We start from the raw sequence: 15,089 nt of genomic DNA, 5'->3' as shown, positions 1-15,089 counted from the left end.
CGACACTGGAACGACACGCACCGGGTTGCCGATGCCGCAATTGCGCCCGTCAGCGCAAGTACACAACCGCGTTGTCTCCGCCGGTACAGGTGACGATGCCGGAGGTCACCTTGCATGCCATCGTGTACTCCTTGCCGGTCACCGGACTACGTGCGGACACGGTGCTGGAGGCACCGGCGGCACCGGAGTTTCCGTAGGCGATCCGAACTGCCTCGGCAAACTCGCACGAAGTTTTGCCCCCACTTGTCGCGGACTCCTTGTAACTTCCGGCCGGCTGCCCGCCGGGGCAGGCGGACGCACCGGCGGGGAAGTTCGCGGCGCGTGTGGTCGTCGGGGATGTCGTGCTGGGAGCGGTTGTCGTGGTGCCGGGTGTGTTCGCGGCGGTGATGGTGGTCTGGGCCGCGCCACCGGCGGCTGAGTTTGGGACGTCCTTCGGCCAGAGGACCCAGGCAAGCCCGCCGAAGAGAGCCAACACAGTGATGACTCCGATTACGGATACCGGAATCACCCAGCCGGGCCGACGCCGCGGCGGATTTCCACGTGGCGGTGCAGGCGGGAATCCCTGGGGCGGGGGATACGACTGCGGCGCGGCCCGGTAGCCCAACTGCGGCGGCTGTGGACCGGATTGCGACCATGCCTGGTTGTTCGGTGGCCGCTGATAGTTGTCCGGCACCGCTTTATCGCCCGGTCGGGGGCGTCGAACGACAAGTCATGGTTCGACAGCATATGGCCGGCGAATGGGTTGTCTGTGGCTTTCTGGCGGGTAGATCCCTGGAATTGCCCGAGCGAAGCCTGTTGCCACGAAGTGATTGCGGTCACTTGCGAGTCGTGAAGTTGGCTCCGAAGTAGCGGATGGGCCTGTTCCGAGTGCCGCGCGAACTGCCGGAATTCGCAAGTGGCGGAGTTGAGTGCATTTCGTTCACAGCCTGCGGTTTCTTTGCTACTCGCCAGTACGGAACCTGTCCGATTGGGTAGTACCAGCCGTGTAGGAATCTTCACAGACTTAGCAAAGTGTGTTGAAAAGGTAGCGAAGATTGGCATTAGCAACAGGTAGACGGCACTTTTTCGATGTGCCATTCTCGGTAAGTACACAAGAAGGGCCTGGCAAGTATGTGAAGTAGTACGCACGTACTGCTCACAACAGGCCGGACCAGCAGATCAAAGAGATGGAGTCTTGATGTCGACCACCGGCACCCCGAAGACCGCAGCTGAGCTCCAGCAGGATTGGGACACCAACCCTCGCTGGAAGGGCGTTACTCGTAACTACACGGCCGATCAGGTCGTCAAGCTCCAGGGCACCGTCGTCGAGGAGCAGACCCTCGCTCGTCGCGGATCCGAGATCCTGTGGGATCTCGTGAACAACGAGGACTACATCAACTCCCTCGGTGCACTTACCGGCAACATGGCTGTGCAGCAGGTTCGCGCCGGCCTGAAGGCCATCTACCTCTCCGGTTGGCAGGTTGCCGGCGACGCTAACCTCTCGGGCCACACGTACCCGGACCAGAGCCTCTACCCGGCCAACTCGGTTCCGACCGTCGTTCGTCGCATCAACAACGCACTGCTGCGCGCCGACGAGATCGCCAAGACCGAGGGTGACACCTCCGTCAGCAACTGGCTCGCTCCGATCGTTGCCGACGCCGAAGCCGGCTTCGGTGGCGCTCTCAACGCTTACGAGCTGCAGAAGGCCATGATCGGCGCCGGCGCTGCCGGTGTCCACTGGGAGGATCAGCTCGCTTCGGAGAAGAAGTGCGGCCACCTCGGCGGCAAGGTGCTCATCCCCACGCAGCAGCACATCCGCACCCTGACCTCGGCTCGCCTGGCTTCCGACGTTGCGGACGTTCCGTCCGTCATCATCGCCCGCACCGACGCTGAGGCTGCAACCCTCATCACCTCCGACGTGGACGAGCGTGACCGCCCGTTCCTCGACGGAACCCGCACGGCTGAAGGCTTCTACGGCGTCAAGAACGGCATCGAGCCCTGCATCGCTCGCGCCAAGGCTTACGCACCGTACGCAGACCTCATCTGGATGGAGACCGGCGTGCCGGATCTCGAGGTTGCAAAGAAGTTCGCCGAGTCCGTTCGCAGCGAATTCCCGGACCAGCTCCTGGCCTACAACTGCTCCCCTTCCTTCAACTGGAAGGCGCACCTGGACGACGCGACCATCGCGAAGTTCCAGAAGGAGCTCGGCGCGATGGGCTTCAAGTTCCAGTTCATCACGCTGGCCGGCTTCCACTCGCTCAACTACGGCATGTTCGACCTGGCCTACGGTTACGCCCGCGAAGGCATGACGGCATTCGTCGACCTGCAGGAGCGCGAGTTCAAGGCTGCCGAAGAGCGTGGCTTCACCGCCATCAAGCACCAGCGTGAGGTTGGCGCCGGCTACTTCGACACCATCGCCACCACCGTTGACCCCAACACCTCGACGGCAGCTCTCAAGGGCTCCACCGAAGAGGGCCAGTTCCACTAAGAACTGACTTCGGGTGGGGGAGAGGCTCGGCTTCGGGTCTCTCCCCTGCTTGTATCACCGCACTACTTTCTCTCGTCTTCAAGGCAGTTCCGATTGCATCGGCCACCAGCGTCGACGCAGTTCGAAGTGCTTCTTTTACAACACCTTCACCAGACAAACTCCACGAGACAAACAAGGAGCTGACGTGACCAGCGAAAAAATTCAGCGCGTCGGCGTTATCGGCGCCGGAATCATGGGTGCCGGAATCGCCGAGGTGTGCGCCCGCGCACATGTCGATGTTCTGGTCTTCGAGCAGACTCGCGAGCTTGCAGCAGCCGGGCGTTCACGCATCCTGCGTTCGCTCGACCGCGGTGTGAGCAGCGGAAAGATCACAGAACGTGAGCGTGAGCAGGCCGCATGGCGTCTGCGTTTCACCTCCGATCTGGGAGATTTCGCGGACCGCCAGCTCGTCGTGGAGGCCGTCGTCGAAGACGAGAAGATCAAGAGCGAAATCTTCGCCGAGCTCGACGCGGTCGTGACGGATCCGGATGCGGTTCTCGCGTCCAACACGTCGTCGATCCCGATCATGAAGCTCGGCATCTCGACCAAGCGTCCCGAGCGAGTCATCGGTATGCACTTCTTCAACCCGGTTCCGGTCCTGCCGCTCGTCGAATTGGTGACGACGCTCAAGACCAGTGCCTCCGTCTCGCAGCGCGCCGAGGCTTTTGCCAGCGACATCCTCGGCAAGCAGGTCGTCCGCAGTGCCGACCGCTCCGGCTTCGTCGTCAACGCACTCCTGGTGCCGTACCTGCTCTCGGCGATTCGCATGGTCGAGTCGGGCTTCGCTACGAAGGAAGACATCGACAAGGCAACGGTTCTCGGCCTCGCGCACCCCATGGGTCCGCTGGCTCTGACGGACCTGGTCGGACTCGACACCGTCAAGTCCATCGCCGACTCCATGTACGAAGAGTTCAAGGAGCCGCTGTACTCCGCTCCGCCGCTGCTCCTGCGTATGGTCGAAGCCGGATTGACCGGCAAGAAGTCCGGCGCGGGCTTCTACGAATACGCCGACAACGGTCGCTCCACCAAGCAGGCAAGCTAAGGCCCAAAGCCCCTGTGCGCCTTTCTGGTAGTTCCGGCTACCACAAAGGCGCACAGGGCGCTCGCGCCCCTCGGTTAGAAAGGTCGACCGCATGTCCAGCAGCACTGCAGCATTCGGCTCCAGCGTCCTGGGGTATCCGCGCATCGGGCCGCGCCGTGAGCTCAAGCGCGCCCTCGAGTCCTACTGGCACGGCACTTCGGACAAGGACGCACTTCTCGCGGTCGCCAAGGAACTCCAGGAATCGACCTGGAGTGAACTGGCTGCGACGGGACTGAGCCAGGTTCCGGGCAACACCTTCTCCTTCTACGATCACGTCCTCGACAATGCGCTGCTCTTCGGCGCAGTGCCGGAGCGGTTCAAGCCGCTCGAGGGCGCCCTCGATCCGCTCGATTTCTACTTCACGATGGCCCGCGGTCGCCCGGACTTCCCGCCTCTCGAGCTGGTGCGCTTCTTCGGCACGAACTACTACTACCGTCAGCCCGAGATCGACGCGAACACGGTGTTCTCGCTCAACTCGGAGGCACTTCTCGACGAGTTCGAACGCGCTAAGGCGCGCGGCATCGAATTGCGCCCCGTCATCATGGGGCCCGTCTCGCTGCTTCTGCTCTCGAAGGTCGGACCTGCCACCGAGAAGTCCGATCCGAACTTCACCCCGCTCGACTTGTTGGACGCGCTCCTGCCCGAGTACGAGAAGCTCTTCGAGCAGCTCGCCAAGGCCGGTGCCACCTGTGTTCAGTTGGACGAGCCTTCGGTGACCGAGGACCGCACCCCCGAGGAGCTAGCCGCTCTTGGACGTGCGTACGAGAAGCTGTCGACGGCTCCGCTCCGCCCACGCCTGTTGGTGACCGGTCCGTACGGCAAGTTCGGCGAAGCCCTCAACATCTTGGCGCCCACCAAGATCGAAGCCTTCGGTCTGGACTTGGTGCACGGCAAGATCACGGCCGAGGAACTGGCCGCAGTGCCGAACATCAAGCGCAAGCGCATCTACGCGGGCGTCGTCGACGGTCGCAACGTCTGGCGCGTCGACCGGTTCAACACCTTGACGTACCTGAACGAACTCAAGGACGTTGTGCCCGACCTCGTCGTCTCCACGTCGTCGTCGCTGCTGCACGTGCCGTACGACGTGCTCTCCGAGTACGACATTCCGGGAGACGTCGCAGACCGTCTGGCTTTTGCGAAGCAGAAGGTCGGCGAGGTCGTCTCCCTGGCGAAGGCACTCACCGAAGGTCCTTCGGACAAGTGGCGTAAGCGTCCGACGAAGGTGCACTTCAAGCTCAAGCACGCTGTCCGTGCTCGGGTCAACGCGATCAAGCCCGAAGATCGTGTGCGTGCACCGTACGAGGAGCGTCGTAAAGCTCAGCAGGAACGGTTGAACCTGCCCTTGGTTCCGGCCCAGACATTGGGTTCGTTCCCGCAGACCGACGCGATTCGCCAGGCTCGTTACGAACTCGGCCAGGGGCGTTTGGAGTGGGACGACTACTACAAGCGCATCCAGGAAGAGATCGAGCGCACAATCCGTCTGCAAGAGGACATCGGTCTCGATGTCTTCGTGCACGGCGAGCACGAGCGCAACGACATGGTCCAGTACTTCGCCGAACTGCTCGAGGGCTATGCCTTCACGCACAACGGTTGGGTTCAGGCCTACGGATCTCGTTGCACGCGTCCGCCGATTCTCTACGGCGACATCGCACGTCCGAAGCCGATGACGGTCGAGTGGATTGCGTACGCGCAGTCGCTGACCGACAAGCCGGTCAAGGGCATGCTGACGGGTCCGGTCACCATGATCGCCCGTTCGTTCGTTCGTCAGGATCAGCCGCTCTACGAAACGGCAGAGCAACTGGCACTTGTCATTCGAGACGAAATCGCGGATCTCGAAGCTGCCGGAATCGCCATCATCCAGGTGGACGAGCCGGCAATTCGTGAACTGCTGCCACTGCGTGAGGACGGCCGGGAGGCCTACCTGGAGTGGGCCGTCGACGCGTTCCGTCTGGCAACAGGTGGAGCGAAGCCGGAAACACAGATCCACACACATCTGACGTACTCCGCTCGGTCGTCGGTGGTCGACGCCATCGAACGGTTGGACGCCGATGTGACGGCTATCGTCGCGACCCGCTCCATCACGTGGGTTCTCGAAGCACTCAAGGAAGGCGCGCTCACGCACGGCGTCGGCCCCGGTGTGTACGAATCTCGTTCGGCTCGGATTCCCGACATCGACGAGCTCGACGAATTGCTCACCGAGGCAAGCGAATCGATCTCTCTCGATCGTTTGTGGGCCAACCCGGACGGTGGCCTCAAGACCCGCCATCCATGGCAGCTCGAGCCTTCGCTGCGCAACATGGTTGCGGCCGCGAGGCGCCTGCGTCGTCGCGCCGAACAAGCGGAGCGCGACGCCGGGTAAGTCACGTCACGAACACGTCATGGAGGGGCCTGCGATTTGCAGGTCCCTCCATGCACGGGTAGGCATGTGTGCATGGTTACTGCTGCTGCTTACGCCGCGACGTCCGCTGACGGTCCGCTCGAGAAGACCACCGTCGAACGCCGCGAGCTCGGTCCACTGGACATTCTCATCGACATCAAATTTGCCGGCATCTGCCACTCCGACATCCACACCGCTCGCAACGAGTGGGGCGGAGCCAAGTACCCGATCGTCCCCGGACACGAAATCGCCGGCGTCGTCGCCGCGGTGGGTTCGGATGTCACCAAGCACAAAGTCGGCGACCGCGTGGGCGTCGGCTGCTTCGTCGACTCCTGCGGAGAGTGCGACGCCTGCCTGGCCGGCGAAGAGCAGTACTGCCGCAAGGGTGTGACCGGTACATACAACGCCACCGGACGCGACGGCGAGCGCACTCAGGGTGGCTACTCGACGCACATCGTCGTCACCGAGCATTTTGTTCTCTCGATCCCCGAGGGCATCGAACTCGACGTTGCCGCGCCGCTGCTGTGCGCCGGCATCACCTTGTACTCACCGCTGCGGCACTGGAATGCCGGCCCCGGCAAGAAGGTCGCCATCATCGGGTTCGGCGGCCTCGGTCACGTCGGTGTGAAGATCGCCAAGGCGCTCGGCGCGGAAGTTACCGTCCTGAGCCAGACGCTCGGCAAGAAGGAAGACGGCCTTCGTCTCGGCGCCGATCACTACTACGCGACCAATGACCGTGAGACGTTCAAGGCTCTTCGCGGCGAGTTCGACCTGATCCTCAACACGGTCTCGGTCAATCTCGATATCGACGCCTACATGTCCTTGCTCGCCATCAACGGCACGCTCGTCGAACTGGGCCTGCCGGAGAAGCCGATCGAAGTTCGAGCATTCTCGCTCGCCGCAAACCGTCGTAGCCTCGCCGGCTCCATGGTGGGCGGCATCCCGCAGACACAGGAGATGCTCGACTTCTGCGCCGAGCACGGCATCGGCGCAGAAATCGAACTGATTCCGGCGAGCGACATCAACGACGCTTACGAGCGCGTGATCAAGAGCGACGTTCGATACCGATTCGTGATCGACACCGCAACAATCTGACCACCTCAGTCACGTTCAGTCGAGTTGCTCGCGAAGATTACTCAATGTCTTCGCGAGCAATCTCGACACGTGCATCTGGGACACACCGACTTTCTCGGCGATCTGTGTCTGCGTCAGGTTTCCGAAGAATCTGAGCATCAACACCGTCCGCTCTCGTTCGGGCAGCTTGTCGAGAAGTGGACGTAAGGCCTCGTGATTCTCGACGTTCTCGAGTGCTGCGTCGTAGTCACCGAGTGTTTCCACGAGCGGAAGATCGTCGGTGTGATTGGACGCGGCACCGTCGACCGAGACGGTCTGGTACGCGTTGCCGGCGATCAACGCCTGGGCAACTTCTTCACGTTCGATCCCCAACGTCTCGGCCAACTCGTCGACGGTCGGCGCGTGCCCGAGTTGTTGTGACAGCTCGCTGATGGCTTGCCCGAGTTGGAAGTGCAACTCCTTCATCCGGCGTGGAACCCGCAATGCCCAACCGGTGTCGCGGAAGTGTCGTCGAACTTCGCCCATCACGGTGGGAACCGCGAACGAGACGAAATCGGATCCGCGCGTGGAATCGAAACGGTCGACGGCGTTGACCAGACCGAGGCGCGCCACCTGAACCAGATCGTCGTGTGCCTCGCCGCGCCCGTCGAATCGTCTGGCGATGTGTTCGGCCAACGGTAGGCACCTGGTGATCAGTGCGGTGCGCACTCGTTCGTACTCCGGACTGTGGGGCTCGAGGGTCCGCATTTCCTCGAAAACGGGTATGACGTCCCGATATTCGTCGGTGGACCGCCGGCGCGGGCGTGACGGGCCGTCTGCGGAAGCGGTCACAGGCGCCCGCTGAGGGCCTTGGTGAACTTCATGGTCGTGATGTAGCCGACGCCGCCCAGGTTCTCTTCCTGGTCGAGTGAAATCGAATCGGTGAGTTCGGTGAGGATGTGCCACCCGAACGATCGCTGAGTGCTGTCCTCGTACTCCGTGGTTGTCGTCGATACGGATACGTGCAGTTGCGGGGGAGTGAACACGAACCGACACACCAGAACCGAATCAGGCGCAGCACGAACAATCAGATGCGTACAGATTTCGTCCATGGCCAATTTGATGTCGGCAATGGCGTCGAGGTCGAAGTTTTCCTGAATGGCAACAGTGGCGGCCAGTGCACGCAAAATCGACAGCTGATCGAGAGTCGCTTGAATCCTCAACTCCACAACTGGCTGAGTCTGATCCTGATCGGGCTCGAGTGCGCTGAGGTGTGCCATAAGTTCTCCGGATCGTCGTACCAGGGGTCGCGGTGAAGTCTGGTGCCGAGAACGATACCCATCTCGACCTTCACAGTGACCCCCGAACACGAAATTTGGTCGATGGTGGTGCCGGGGTAAACGACACGATTCTGCTCACGACCGTTGGCGATCGCAACATCGGATTACCTCGCGGAACCGCAGACCAAACCACATTTTTGTTCGGAACACCGAAACGAATGGTCGCAACGCACTTGTGACGCCGGTCATGCTGGCGTACTGTTTCAAACCGAGGTTGAGCACACAGCCGATGAGGGATTTATCCGTAATTCTGGAGACCCGTTCATCGTGCGGCTCCTTCGGAGGTCCCTTCTCTTTTGCAGAGTGTAAACCGTTGCGGGATGGGAGAACCATGACTGTTGTTCCAGGATCATCTATTTCAGGCTTTACGAACGCGGCGAAGGGATCGGTAGATTACGGACCTCCCGCGACCGGGACAGCGACCGCATCGTTTCACGCGCACCGCATCAGTGCACATACCGCTGTGATCCACGTTCGTGGCGAGATCGACCTGATGAGCGCCAATGCTTTTCGTGACTTCTTGACGTACCACGTTGCCGCGGACCGGACGCTGGTTGTCGATCTCTCCGAACTCGAATTCATGGGGACGTGCGGCTTGTCCGTGCTGTCGGTCCTGTCGACGCGATCACGCGACGTGGGCGGCACACTCGCGCTCGTCTGCGCCCGCCCGGTTCAGAGGCTACTCAAAGCAGCTGGTCAGGAGTCGATGTTTGCCTGCTACGAGTCGCTGGATCATGCAATCGGACTCGAAGAGACCCGACGTTTCCCGGCTTGATACCGCCCTTTCGCCGATAGTTTCGAGTCACCTACAGTTTCGAGAAATCAGCTTCGTAGAGCCCGTCAGCGTCAGTGCACTTCACTTCGGTGAGTGCCCTTGTGTTGGCGGGCTCTCGGCGGTGCTGTGACGCAGCGGCCGTAGGTTCGGACCACCTCGGTGGCGACGTGATCCCATGAATACGATTCGCACGCTCGGGCCCGACTCTGCCGTGCAAACGCCGCGCCCTCGTCTTCGTCGTCCAGAAGATGCCGGACCGCGCGCGCGGTTTCCACGGGGCTGTTCACCGGCACCCGACGCCCCGTGAGTCCGTCGATCACCGTATCCCGCAGTCCGCCAACAGGAGTCGCGACTACAGGAACTCCGCACGCCATCGCTTCCAGCGCCGCGATTCCGAAAGGTTCGTATCTGGGGGTGCATACGAGGGCGTCGGCCGACCGCATCAGTTTCGGTAGTTGGCGGTGCGGAACCCGTCCCAGTAATTGGACTCGATCTGCGACGCCGAGCCGCTCGGCGAGCTTGACCAAGCGGATCGCAACCTCGTCGGTGCTCAGTTGCGCGACGGGTGGCCCGCCGATCACCACCAACTCCGTGTCCGGCAGTGAAGCCAGCGCGGCGACGGCAACATCGAAGCCCTTCTGCTCCACCAGCCTTCCGACGCAGATCAATCGGTGCGGCGCGGTCTTCTTCGCGGCGGGTCCCTCCGGGGTGAACGCTTCGGTATCGACACCCGAGGGCACCATCGTGGTCCGTGATCGTGGTGATCCCTGCCGAACCAGATCGAAGATTTCGTCCGAACTTGTCGCGATGACATGGGTTGCGCCCCTGGCGATCAACGGTTCCAGGTGAGTCCGCTCCGAGGGGCTGTCGTCGGCTGCTCCGAGGTGTCGGTGCGCCGCAGATCCCAGGGAATGGAATGTCTGAAGTACAGGGATGCCGAGTGAGCGGGTCGCGAGTTCCGTTGCCACACCAGACATCCAGAAGTGCGAGTGCACCACATCGGGTCGGTCGGTACTCCACTGAGCGCGCAGAATGCTGGCAAAGGTGCCCAGGTGGGGGAGTATTTCGGCGTCCGGGAGAGCATGTGTCGGGCCGGCTTCGAGATAGTCGACGGAGTACCCGGCGCGGGCGCGAACGCGGTCCGGTCCACCGACGTGTGCCCGCCTGGTGAAGACGGTGACATCGTGTCCGGCGCGAACCAGGGCCGCGGACAGTTCGTCGACGTGCAGGTTCTGTGCACCGGCTGCCGAGCAGCCCACCGGTGCGAGTGGATCGGCGTTCACCGACACCATGGAGATCTTCAGCATTCGTCCGGGAGCCATAGCGGGCGAGTACTTCATCGGGTCCCCTCTCCACTTGATCGGTTCGTCTGGGGATACCCGGAGTCCGTGATCTGAACCGGGTTTCGGCGCGGTCAGCGCTGGGCACATTCCAAACACGATGGCGAGGAGTGAGGTTCGATGACAGAACAAATGCTGGTCGACGCAACCGTCGGACTCGGGTTCGAGCGGTACGTACAACGGGTGGCGGTCGGCGTGGGGGCCGGCATAGAGCAATGGTGTTGCAGGCGCGAGCATCCTCTGGAGGCCTACATCGCGTTGGATCGAACTGTGCCGCGTTTCCCTGGGCGTGAGGTGGCGTTGCTGTGGGAGGAGACGTGCGGTTGGGCCCTGGCCGTGGAGACTCGTTCAGGGGAGGACCTCATCGTTCTCGGATATCTGGGCGAACACGCAGTGCCGACCCCGGACGCCGTCGCCGACTTTGCCGCGACACTGGGCACGCGCAGCCCGCACTGGGTCATGAACAGGCCACTGGCGGATTCGGACGAGACCGCGCGAGAACTACGGAGCTACTCCGGAAGTGCTTACGCCTGAATAGTATTGAGGTCCGATCAGCTCAGTTGACCACGTCCAGGATGGGATCGAGAACCGGAGTCGCTGCAGCCTCGACGGCAGGATCGTCCATGAGTTTGAAAACGATGTGACCGCCGAGCGCGCCACCGACACCGACCGCGGTGAGCCCCAGCACCGACAGAACTCGCGCCAGCGCGAGTGAATCCTTGCCGCGTAGCCTGTACGACGCGGCAAAAGACCAGATCCCCACAGCATTCGATGCGGCGTGTACCAGCCCCACACGGCGTGCGACGTCGCCACGTTCGGACCAGTCCAGCCAGCCTGTCAGCAAAGCCGGCGGCGTCGAGACCAGTCCGAGCCCGATCAACCGTCGTGCAGTCTGCGGATCGCCTGACACGTCGAAGATCAGCGAAGCCGTCCACGCGCCCGCGGGAATGGTCACGAGGGCGGGATGGATGGGATGCCCGACGAGGGCGCCGCGCAGAAGTGCGGCGACAGTACGCGATCTGTCGGATCGCTCGGTGATCTGGAGGATTCGGCGTCTGATGCCAGTGGACGGACCGTCCAGTCCGCGCGCCGATTCGATTCCGCGGTAAAGAGTTCCGATGTCCATGCAATTCGGCTACCCGGCGTAGACGTCGGGAAACCTCACGACAGGAGTGTCTTGTCGACCGTCATGCTCCGGCGTACGGTCGAAACGAAAGAGATCCGACCGGAGGAGCGAACGATGAAGCTCAATCTCTTTGCAGCGTGGGCGTCGTATTTCCTGGTGCTGGCCACAGTTGTCTGTCTCGGCAGCTTTCTCGTGGCCGCCGGTTCAGGGCACGGTGGTTGGGCGTTGATTGCCGGGCTCGCCGGCGTCGCGTCCATCGGACTGGCGGTTGCCCTGTACACCAGCACCGTTCATCACGACCACAAAGTGCACCGCGAATCCCCACACCTGTTCTGATCAGGACTGCTTCTGATCAGGACTGTGCCAGTCGCGCTTTCTCCGCCTCGATGTCGAAGTTGGCAGGCGGCCAGTCGAGATCGAGCTTTTCCAGAGCGTCGATCAGTAGCTCCGTGACCGCAATTCGGCTGTACCACTTCCGATCACACGGCACGACGTACCACGGCGCGTGCTCGGTCGACGTCTTGTCGAGCATTGCCTGATACGCCTGTTGATAGGCAGGCCACAAACCGCGTTCGGTCACGTCACCCGGGTTGTACTTCCAGTACTTGTCCGGGCGGTCGAGCCGCTCTTCGAGCCGCTTCTTCTGCTCGTCGAGCGAGACGAACATCGCCACCTTCACGATGGTGGTTCCGGCGTCGACGAGTTCCTTCTCGAACTGGTTGATCTCGTCGTAGCGTGCGCTCCAGACATCCTCAGGGACAAGATCGTGGACGCGCACGACCAGGACGTCCTCGTAGTGGGAGCGATCGAACACACCGAGATAGCCGCCGCGGGGGAGTTCCTTCTTGATCCGCCAGAGGTAGTGATGTTGCTTTTCCTCTTCGGTCGGGACGCCGAAGGCCGCGTGCTGAACTCCCGAAGGATCCACGTGACCGATCACGTGTCGGACCATGCCACCCTTGCCTGCGGTGTCCATTCCTTGCAGGACCAGCAGGATGGAACGGCTGTCCCCGGACCTGCCGTTGGCGTAGAGCAACTCCTGCAGGTCGGACAGGACCGCGCCGCGCTCCTCGAGTAGACGTTCGCCGTCAGCTTTGTTTCCGGTGAATCCCGGAGTGCTGTTGCGATCGAGTTGATCGAGTTCGAACCCGGGCTCCGCCCGCAGTGTCTTGGCGGCCGGTGTTTCCCACAGCGAGTCTTGTGCCATGCCGAAAGAGTGCCACAGGATCGACCCCTGTGGCTCGAAAGTTCGGTCTCGGGCGAGTCAGTCCTCGGCAGGCTTGACGAGGGGATGCGGAACCGACTTGAACTTGGCCGGTGATCCGTTGACCGCAGCAATGCCGGTGATGCCGCCCCACGTCATCATGGTGAGGTAGTCGATCAGCGATTCTGCGGACATCGACTTGTTGGAGATCCACCAGTGCGTCGCGAGCTGAATTCCGCCGACGATCCCGAACGCCCACGGCAGGGAACCGCCGGAATCCATCTCCATCTCGCGAAGACGATTGCCCAACACCGTGGAGAGCAATTCGGCGATCATGCGCTCGGAATCGGCAACGACGTCGCGGTTGGCGCCGGCGCCGTTGGCCATGACGTAGAGGTAGATGTCGGGGTCGGATGCCACCGTCTCGACGTACGCGGTGATGCTGGCCTGGGTGAGTTCGAAATCGTCGAGATCACCGCTGATCGCTTCGTAGATACGCGGCGACAGGATGGTCTCGACGTACCGCATCATCGTGGCGGTGGTGAGGTCGCTCTTGTCGGCGAAGTACCGGTAGAGCACGGTCTTGGACACACCGATCTCGGACGCGATCTCGTCCATGCCGATCTCACGGCCGCGGGCCCGGATAGCAGCGATGGTGCCGTCGACGAGTTCCTCGCGGCGAGCGATCTTGTGTTCGCGCCACCGACGCTTGCGACCGTCGGATTTCTCGGGCTTCGCATCAGCAACGACTGGGCCGTCTACCTGCTCGTTGTCCTGCACGGCATTCTTGGCCACGAGTCATCTCATATCTGTGGTGCGAGCCACGTCCGATCGGTCTACTTTCCGGTCCAGCTTAATGTCCGTGCCTTTATCTCGGGCACTCACATCCGCGGTTCGGGGGATTAAGTCCTAGCGAATCGGACATCGTGTCGCTCGCGCTACGCCGCGTCACACCTTTCGGCACAATGGCGAGGGTGCAGCAACTGAGCCTCTCCGCCTTCGACGACGCCGCCAAGCGTCGGGACCTTCGCAAGATGAAAGTCTTCGCCACTGGCCTCCTCGGCTTCGCGACGGTGGTCTACATCTTCTGCCGGTGGCAGGAATCCCGCGGCGCCGGAGAGTGGGTCGGGTACGTCCGGGCCGCGTCCGAGGCGGGCATGGTCGGCGCGCTTGCCGACTGGTTTGCCGTCACCGCGCTCTTCCGTCATCCGATGGGGCTTCCCATCCCGCACACTGCCATCATCAAGCGTAAGAAAGACCAGCTCGGAGCCAGTTTGAGCTCGTTCGTCGGTCAGAACTTCCTGGCTCCCGAGGTTGTGTCGGCCAAGGTGCAGCAGGCGCAGATTCCGCTCCGCCTCGGTACGTGGATGGCTGAACCTGCCAATGCCGCTCGCGTCGCCGCCGAGACGTCGACGGTATTGCGCGGGATGGTCGAGGTTCTTCGCGACGAGGACATTGCCCAGATCATCGACAACACGATCGTGAAGCGGCTGGCCGAGCCCATGTGGGGACCGCCGATCGGCCGAGTGCTCGGGGAGTTGCTCAAGGACAACAAGCAACTGCCGATCATCGAATTGCTTGCCGAGCGCGCGCATCAGTGGGCACTCGGCAGCCAGGAGACGATCGACCGTGTGATCGTTCGCGATTCGCCGGCGTGGTCGCCGAAATTCGTCGACGCGATGCTGGGGGAGAAGATATACAAGGAACTCGTCGAGTTCACCTGGAAGGTCCGTTCCAACCCGGAACACGAGGTACGTCTCGCCGCCAACCGCTTTCTGATCGATTTCGCCGATGATCTGCAGAACGACCCGGAGACCATCAAGAAGGCCGAAGGGATCAAGGCGGAGATCATGGGCCGCGAGGAAGTGACGGGTCTGGCGTCCTCGACGTGGCAGGTCGCCAAGCGCCTCATCATGGAGTCGGTCGACGATCCGAACAGCACCCTGCGGACCAAGGTCGCCGAGAACGTGGCCGGCTTCGGAATCAGGCTGCGAGACGACGAATCCATGCGTGAGAAGGTCGACGGCTGGCTGGTGCAGGGCACCAAGTACATCGCGGAGAACTACACCGACGAGATCACCGGAGTCATCAGTGACACGGTCGAGCGGTGGGATGCCGACGAAGCGAGCCAGAAGATCGAGCTGCAGGTCGGTCGAGATCTTCAGTTCATCCGTATCAACGGCACCGTTGTCGGCTCGATCGCCGGGCTGCTGATCTACACGATTTCGACGCTCATCTTCGGCTGAGCTGTCCGGTATGTGACGTCCACCACGAGTGCTAGCAGTAG

The 15,089-nt window shown here is 62.2% G+C and carries 15 protein-coding genes; 8 read left to right on the top strand and 7 right to left on the bottom strand.

What is annotated here, in order from left to right:
- Positions 1-49 precede the first annotated feature (49 nt).
- Positions 50-673, bottom strand: coding sequence for a serine/threonine protein kinase (locus QMA15_RS11060; RefSeq protein ID WP_244891388.1), 624 nt, complete (start codon positions 671-673; stop codon positions 50-52).
- A 504-nt stretch (positions 674-1,177) separates the two neighbouring features.
- On the opposite strand from QMA15_RS11060, the gene aceA reads away from it, so the two are divergent.
- The 4 genes from aceA (at position 1,178) to QMA15_RS11040 (ending at position 7,059) form a co-directional block, all read left to right on the top strand.
- Positions 1,178-2,467, top strand: coding sequence for an isocitrate lyase (gene aceA, locus QMA15_RS11055; protein ID WP_003941533.1), 1,290 nt, complete (start codon positions 1,178-1,180; stop codon positions 2,465-2,467).
- Positions 2,468-2,651: 184 nt separating this feature from the next.
- Positions 2,652-3,548: a 3-hydroxybutyryl-CoA dehydrogenase gene (locus tag QMA15_RS11050; RefSeq protein WP_003941541.1), complete on the top strand. Its 897-nt coding sequence runs from the start codon at positions 2,652-2,654 to the stop codon at positions 3,546-3,548.
- Between the two features lie 91 nt (positions 3,549-3,639).
- Complete coding sequence (gene metE / locus QMA15_RS11045; protein ID WP_019744430.1) at positions 3,640-5,946, top strand: 5-methyltetrahydropteroyltriglutamate--homocysteine S-methyltransferase; 2,307 nt, start codon at positions 3,640-3,642, stop codon at positions 5,944-5,946.
- Positions 5,947-6,018: 72 nt separating this feature from the next.
- Positions 6,019-7,059 carry an NAD(P)-dependent alcohol dehydrogenase gene (locus tag QMA15_RS11040; RefSeq protein ID WP_019744429.1) on the top strand — a complete coding sequence of 347 codons (1,041 nt, stop codon included), beginning with the start codon at positions 6,019-6,021 and terminating at the stop codon, positions 7,057-7,059.
- 15 nt (positions 7,060-7,074) lie between these two features.
- Here QMA15_RS11040 and QMA15_RS11035 read toward each other — a convergent pair whose 3' ends face one another.
- Positions 7,075-7,869, bottom strand: coding sequence for an RNA polymerase sigma factor SigF (locus QMA15_RS11035; RefSeq protein ID WP_020906739.1), 795 nt, complete (start codon positions 7,867-7,869; stop codon positions 7,075-7,077).
- Positions 7,866-8,297, bottom strand: a complete 432-nt coding sequence (locus QMA15_RS11030) for an anti-sigma factor (protein ID WP_020968899.1) — start codon at positions 8,295-8,297, stop codon at positions 7,866-7,868. Before QMA15_RS11030 ends, QMA15_RS11035 begins: the two co-directional genes overlap by 4 nt.
- Positions 8,298-8,688: 391 nt before the next feature.
- Between QMA15_RS11030 and QMA15_RS11025 the strand changes: the two genes are divergently transcribed.
- On the top strand, positions 8,689-9,132 hold the full coding sequence (locus QMA15_RS11025) for an STAS domain-containing protein (protein WP_020968900.1): 444 nt from the start codon (positions 8,689-8,691) through the stop codon (positions 9,130-9,132).
- 71 nt (positions 9,133-9,203) lie between these two features.
- Here QMA15_RS11025 and QMA15_RS11020 read toward each other — a convergent pair whose 3' ends face one another.
- Entirely contained in the window at positions 9,204-10,472 is a 1,269-nt protein-coding gene (locus QMA15_RS11020) for a glycosyltransferase (RefSeq protein ID WP_020906742.1), read from the bottom strand.
- A 120-nt stretch (positions 10,473-10,592) separates the two neighbouring features.
- Between QMA15_RS11020 and QMA15_RS11015 the strand changes: the two genes are divergently transcribed.
- On the top strand, positions 10,593-11,006 hold the full coding sequence (locus QMA15_RS11015) for a DUF6292 family protein (protein WP_003941464.1): 414 nt from the start codon (positions 10,593-10,595) through the stop codon (positions 11,004-11,006).
- Between the two features lie 22 nt (positions 11,007-11,028).
- Here QMA15_RS11015 and QMA15_RS11010 read toward each other — a convergent pair whose 3' ends face one another.
- The gene (locus QMA15_RS11010; protein ID WP_020906743.1) at positions 11,029-11,598 is read right to left on the bottom strand and encodes a DUF2231 domain-containing protein; all 570 of its coding nucleotides are present in this window, start codon (positions 11,596-11,598) and stop codon (positions 11,029-11,031) included.
- A gap of 114 nt (positions 11,599-11,712) precedes the next feature.
- Here QMA15_RS11010 and QMA15_RS11005 point away from each other — a divergent pair, with 114 nt between their 5' ends.
- Entirely contained in the window at positions 11,713-11,934 is a 222-nt protein-coding gene (locus QMA15_RS11005; protein WP_020968904.1) for a hypothetical protein, read from the top strand.
- A 16-nt stretch (positions 11,935-11,950) separates the two neighbouring features.
- On the opposite strand, the gene QMA15_RS11000 is transcribed toward QMA15_RS11005, so the two are convergent.
- Entirely contained in the window at positions 11,951-12,805 is an 855-nt protein-coding gene (locus QMA15_RS11000; protein ID WP_019744420.1) for a polyphosphate kinase 2 family protein, read from the bottom strand.
- A gap of 57 nt (positions 12,806-12,862) precedes the next feature.
- Positions 12,863-13,582, bottom strand: coding sequence for a TetR/AcrR family transcriptional regulator (locus QMA15_RS10995; RefSeq protein ID WP_020906745.1), 720 nt, complete (start codon positions 13,580-13,582; stop codon positions 12,863-12,865).
- 185 nt (positions 13,583-13,767) lie between these two features.
- Here QMA15_RS10995 and QMA15_RS10990 point away from each other — a divergent pair, with 185 nt between their 5' ends.
- Complete coding sequence (locus tag QMA15_RS10990) at positions 13,768-15,048, top strand: DUF445 domain-containing protein (protein ID WP_046378191.1); 1,281 nt, start codon at positions 13,768-13,770, stop codon at positions 15,046-15,048.
- The last annotated feature ends 41 nt before the right edge of the window (positions 15,049-15,089 follow it).

The sequence above is a fragment of the Rhodococcus sp. APC 3903 genome (assembly GCF_030407755.1).
Lineage (GTDB): Bacteria > Actinomycetota > Actinomycetes > Mycobacteriales > Mycobacteriaceae > Rhodococcus_F > Rhodococcus_F erythropolis.
The sequence above is the reverse complement of the archived record's forward strand: the minus strand, read 5'-3'. Positions and strand labels throughout refer to the sequence as shown.

Coding starts and splice junctions, on each gene's coding strand:
- aceA (WP_003941533.1), top strand. CDS start 1,178: ATGTCGACCACCGGCACCCCGAAGACCGCAGCTGAGCTCCAGCAGGAT.
- metE (WP_019744430.1), top strand. CDS start 3,640: ATGTCCAGCAGCACTGCAGCATTCGGCTCCAGCGTCCTGGGGTATCCG.
- QMA15_RS11040 (WP_019744429.1), top strand. CDS start 6,019: ATGGTTACTGCTGCTGCTTACGCCGCGACGTCCGCTGACGGTCCGCTC.
- QMA15_RS11030 (WP_020968899.1), bottom strand. CDS start 8,297: ATGGCACACCTCAGCGCACTCGAGCCCGATCAGGATCAGACTCAGCCA.
- QMA15_RS11025 (WP_020968900.1), top strand. CDS start 8,689: ATGACTGTTGTTCCAGGATCATCTATTTCAGGCTTTACGAACGCGGCG.
- QMA15_RS11020 (WP_020906742.1), bottom strand. CDS start 10,472: ATGAAGTACTCGCCCGCTATGGCTCCCGGACGAATGCTGAAGATCTCC.
- QMA15_RS11015 (WP_003941464.1), top strand. CDS start 10,593: ATGACAGAACAAATGCTGGTCGACGCAACCGTCGGACTCGGGTTCGAG.
- QMA15_RS11010 (WP_020906743.1), bottom strand. CDS start 11,598: ATGGACATCGGAACTCTTTACCGCGGAATCGAATCGGCGCGCGGACTG.
- QMA15_RS11005 (WP_020968904.1), top strand. CDS start 11,713: ATGAAGCTCAATCTCTTTGCAGCGTGGGCGTCGTATTTCCTGGTGCTG.
- QMA15_RS11000 (WP_019744420.1), bottom strand. CDS start 12,805: ATGGCACAAGACTCGCTGTGGGAAACACCGGCCGCCAAGACACTGCGG.
- QMA15_RS10990 (WP_046378191.1), top strand. CDS start 13,768: ATGGCGAGGGTGCAGCAACTGAGCCTCTCCGCCTTCGACGACGCCGCC.